We start from the raw sequence: 3,887 nt of genomic DNA on the forward strand, positions 1-3,887 counted from the left end.
GTAGTCGGCATTTCCAATTAGTAACAATGACTAACTGCATTTATTTTGCAATTATTTGGGGAATTTCTGCTACTTAATGTTCGGAGTTCGCTCATGAGAAGAACCAATGCCCAATGCCCAATGCCCATGCCCTATGCCCCAATTTTTAATTACGGTGGGTAAGAACTCAATGATGTGCTAAGGTAATTAAGTGAGAATAAAATTCGGTTACAGCGTTTGTTTTTAGTATTGACAGGCTTTTCCCTTTTGGTCTTAACAAGCTTGTCTCCGAAATCTAAATCTCTACACACCTATGATTTTGGAGATAACGCATGTCAATTTATGTAGGTAATCTATCCTACGAGGTCACACAAGAGGACCTCACATCTGTTTTTGCCGAACATGGTTCTGTAAAACGGGTTCAGTTGCCTACCGACCGCGAAACAGGACGTCCACGCGGCTTTGCTTTCGTAGAGATGGGTACAGAAGCTGAAGAAACAGCTGCCATTGAAGCTCTTGATGGTGCTGAGTGGATGGGACGCGATCTCAAAGTGAACAAGGCTAAACCTAAGGAAGATAGAGGTGGTTCCTTTGGTGGTGGCGATCGTCGCGGCGGTGGCGGTGGTGGATACAACCGAGGACGCTACTAAGCTTTAAGATTAAAAATTAAGTTTTAACGTCTTAAGGGCAGAATCATTATCTGCCCTTTTTGCGCTTCGGTCTACTGGATAGCTTAAAATTGCCCAGTACCAATTAAATAGGAGATGAAAATGACCCAAGTATTTGTGGGCGAAAATGAAGGAATTGAGTCAGCTTTACGTCGATTTAAGAGAGAAGTTTCCAAAGCAGGTATTTTTCCAGACATGAGAAAGCATCGTCACTTTGAAACGCCTTTGGAAAAACACAAGCGCAAAGAAGTTGCAAGGCACAAACAACGTAAGAGAAATTTCCGTCCCAATTGAAAACAAGCGATACCTACGGTAAGGTACACTAACGCACTCTCTCATTAGATTATTAGCTGTCGAAGAGGCGATCGCTGTACTCCTGCATGTAAATTTAAAGGGTAAGTTTTGGCAAAGGCATTACTGATTATGGGATGGGCAATGTAAATAACGGTGTGTCCCCCAACTGCAAAAAACTTTTGATTGTTATGGCGATCGCTACGCTGACCTTACTAAAATTTGGCTGAAAAATTTATTTTTGGCATTCCCTTAGTAGTCTACAAGACTTTGAAGGTTCTGTCTTGGAAAGTTGAGCCAGGACTTTGGGCAGGTAATACTAGAATTGTAACCCTTCTCCTGACGGAGAAGGGTAGTAAGTAGCATGGAAAACCCCAATTGGTGGTCGGACTGCTGAGATGGAGATTTGGCATACATCCACTCCCAACAGCGATTTGTTGAGTATGATTTAGTAGGTTTGGGACATTTTTTCCTCTTGAGTAGAAAGAGAGCGAATTAACTCCCGAATCACATCGGTTGCTGGTCTTCCCGTCATTGAACAGTATTGTTCAAGCTTCTGTGCCTCACTTGATGTGAGATTGATTGTAAGTCGTTTAGCAGCCCATTTTTTATTCATAATATTAGACAAGTTCGATTTTTCAACTACTTCTCTAATATCAATCACTTAATCTGTTACTACATGGGTATTATCAAGGAATTTTAATTCAAGAAATGATGAAGTAGACTAATATGTTTTTCCAAATAATAGTCAAGATGTAAAGTCTATTTTAGAATATAAAGTTTAACTCACTTAAAAGTAGTAACTATAAAGCCAGTATTAAAAGAGTATAAAATAAATTTATGCAGAGTAAGTAATTTGCTCAAATATACGCTAGTCCACATCAGTAGCCCAACCTACAGTACCACATTGGAGATATTAGGGCAATTGAGGAAGCGATCGCAATTAAACTAGACAACTGCATTTTGGCTCATTTACTCACCCTTTAGACTGATCCTCAACTTCAGATATACAGCAGTTTTCTTTTAGATAAAGTATAAAAGTACGGGTTTTGAGGCAGTTCTTGCTGGTGGTCGCCGAGCCTGTCCTGAGCGTAGCCGTTGGCGCAGCCTCTCGTAGAGAAGGGCGCAGTCGAGGTGAGACAGGAGGTAAAACTATCACAATCGCTCCAAATTGCAAAAGGCTCCCGACAGATATTTTGGCAGATTTCGTGTGAGTATGCCTCTTAACATAGTCATATAGGAATATGCTTTACCGCTCTAATCTCAGCAATTAGATAGTTTAAAAGAGCGTTTTAAATGTTTTACTATCATTAATAGATTTGCAATTAATTGCAAATCTATTATCACAAGAGTACCCAGTCGTTTTTGTAAATTAATTATTTGTAGCTAAGTAGCAATTAAAAATGATGCAAAACACATTGGTTGATAAAACCTTCCGCGACAACGAAGGTAACATTGTTATAGCTCAGATGCCAAATCTACCACTTATTGTTTGGATAGTAACTAGTTTACTAACTCTAATTTTTCCAAGCGGCAAAATCAATACATTGTTAGACTTAGTAGCATACGGCTCCTTGTTTACTTGGGCGTGGTTGGAATTATTTCAAGGCGTTAATTATTTTCGGAGAGCGCTAGGTATTGCCGTACTTGTTAGTCTTATCGTTTTCAAAATTCAGTACTAATGTAAGACTAAATAATTAAGGCTCTTTCGCTCTTTTTATAGTGATTAACGATTGATCATAACAGAACCCTTACGGAACAAGGGTTATAAAGAATTATGCTCTTGTTTTAAACGTAATCCTTACAAGATAAGGCTTTCAATGATTTTGAACCAGATTTTCCATAAAAATAACCGAAGAGCCATAATTAAGCAAAATTATTTAGATATCTTTGATGAGAACTTCCATGCTTGATTCACATTGAGCGGAAGCGGCGAATAACATCGAAACGCAGCTAAAGTCTGTCGATTTTTTTGGTTCATTGGTTTGCTAGGTAGCTAACCTGAACACTCCTAGCCAGCAGAATCAATTTTATCTAAAATTAAGCTTGACGTAGATATGTAAACAATATCCACCTATGTCAACATGATTTATAATTCATAATTTAAAGAGCGTGTGAGATGCTGAACTCTCCACGCTCTTTAAAACCACGGTCATTAAAAATGAGCGTGTGATCTGCTGTAAAATTCTAACATTTATGAATTATGAATTATTTGGTCGAACAGCTTACCAGGCGGTGGTTTTTGGTCTTATAGCCAGCAAGCGATCGCTTGATAATATAGTTATAGCAACTGGTAGAAAAATTCTGATTAGAATTGACATTATCGCTTGTGTTTTAGGGTTTAAAACCCCATCCCAATGCCAAAGCTTGTAATGCGATTGGGGTCTAAATCCCCAGACGCTCGTTCCTCGCTAACGCTGCGCTATCGCTAACGCAACGCTTACACAAAACGTAATTGCGAACTTGTACTGAATTGTGCCGAGCGGAGCCGAGGTAGCGTAGCCGAAGTATTGCGAATGGGCGAAAAAGCGAATTGCGAATTGTTTAATATATCCTCTTACCATGAAGAGGTAGCTAATAGACATCTCCGAAAATGAATGTAGAGACGTTGCATTGCAACGTCTGTACAAGGGTTTCAGGTAACGCATAATTATTTTCTGGAGATGTCTAATAATTGGGGAATAAAGTTATTTAAATGATCGGCATAGCTAAGAAACCAGAATCTTCAAGAGTACCGTGATCCATACTAAGGTAGTGCTGGATAGATTTATTGGTAAGCTGAGATTGTAGCGATCTCCAACAACAGACATGAATTGCGTAGGCATAGCCCGTCGTAGACATCGCACCTGAATTTACTCAGTTTTATCAGATTTTCTCGGATGAAATGAAATTTAACCGATAAGCTACAGTATGCCATTCTAAAATTCAGGTCGTCATTAGCACCCAATC

The 3,887-nt window shown here is 39.1% G+C and carries 6 protein-coding genes; 4 read left to right on the forward strand and 2 right to left on the reverse strand.

Going from position 1 to position 3,887, the window contains the following annotated elements; translation table 11 throughout:
* Positions 1–311 precede the first annotated feature (311 nt).
* Both LC574_RS30295 and rpsU read left to right on the forward strand, forming a co-directional pair.
* Positions 312–629 (forward strand): RNA-binding protein, encoded by a 318-nt coding sequence (locus LC574_RS30295; protein WP_229457304.1) that lies wholly within the window; start codon positions 312–314, stop codon positions 627–629.
* Positions 630–749: 120 nt separating this feature from the next.
* Entirely contained in the window at positions 750–941 is a 192-nt protein-coding gene (gene rpsU / locus LC574_RS30300) for a 30S ribosomal protein S21 (RefSeq protein WP_229457305.1), read from the forward strand.
* A gap of 445 nt (positions 942–1,386) precedes the next feature.
* Here the strand turns inward: rpsU and LC574_RS30305 are convergent, their stop codons facing one another.
* Positions 1,387–1,554 carry a CopG family transcriptional regulator gene (locus LC574_RS30305; RefSeq protein WP_267871727.1) on the reverse strand — a complete coding sequence of 56 codons (168 nt, stop codon included), beginning with the start codon at positions 1,552–1,554 and terminating at the stop codon, positions 1,387–1,389.
* Positions 1,555–2,344: 790 nt separating this feature from the next.
* Here LC574_RS30305 and LC574_RS30310 point away from each other — a divergent pair.
* Both LC574_RS30310 and LC574_RS30315 read left to right on the forward strand, forming a co-directional pair.
* Positions 2,345–2,620 carry a hypothetical protein gene (locus tag LC574_RS30310; protein WP_229457309.1) on the forward strand — a complete coding sequence of 92 codons (276 nt, stop codon included), beginning with the start codon at positions 2,345–2,347 and terminating at the stop codon, positions 2,618–2,620.
* Between the two features lie 514 nt (positions 2,621–3,134).
* Positions 3,135–3,311 carry a hypothetical protein gene (locus LC574_RS30315; protein ID WP_229457306.1) on the forward strand — a complete coding sequence of 59 codons (177 nt, stop codon included), beginning with the start codon at positions 3,135–3,137 and terminating at the stop codon, positions 3,309–3,311.
* Between the two features lie 394 nt (positions 3,312–3,705).
* On the opposite strand, the gene LC574_RS30320 is transcribed toward LC574_RS30315, so the two are convergent.
* On the reverse strand, positions 3,706–3,887 hold a 182-nt coding region (locus tag LC574_RS30320), incomplete at its 5' end, for a hypothetical protein (RefSeq protein ID WP_229457307.1).

The organism is Nostoc sp. CHAB 5715, assembly GCF_020829685.1.
Classification (GTDB): domain Bacteria; phylum Cyanobacteriota; class Cyanobacteriia; order Cyanobacteriales; family Nostocaceae; genus Nostoc.

Bases quoted from the DNA above. Each gene is read 5' to 3' on its own strand.
- LC574_RS30295 (WP_229457304.1), top strand. From the start codon at position 312: ATGTCAATTTATGTAGGTAATCTATCCTACGAGGTCACACAAGAGGAC.
- rpsU (WP_229457305.1), top strand. From the start codon at position 750: ATGACCCAAGTATTTGTGGGCGAAAATGAAGGAATTGAGTCAGCTTTA.
- LC574_RS30305 (WP_267871727.1), bottom strand. From the start codon at position 1,554: ATGAATAAAAAATGGGCTGCTAAACGACTTACAATCAATCTCACATCA.
- LC574_RS30310 (WP_229457309.1), top strand. From the start codon at position 2,345: ATGCAAAACACATTGGTTGATAAAACCTTCCGCGACAACGAAGGTAAC.
- LC574_RS30315 (WP_229457306.1), top strand. From the start codon at position 3,135: ATGAATTATGAATTATTTGGTCGAACAGCTTACCAGGCGGTGGTTTTT.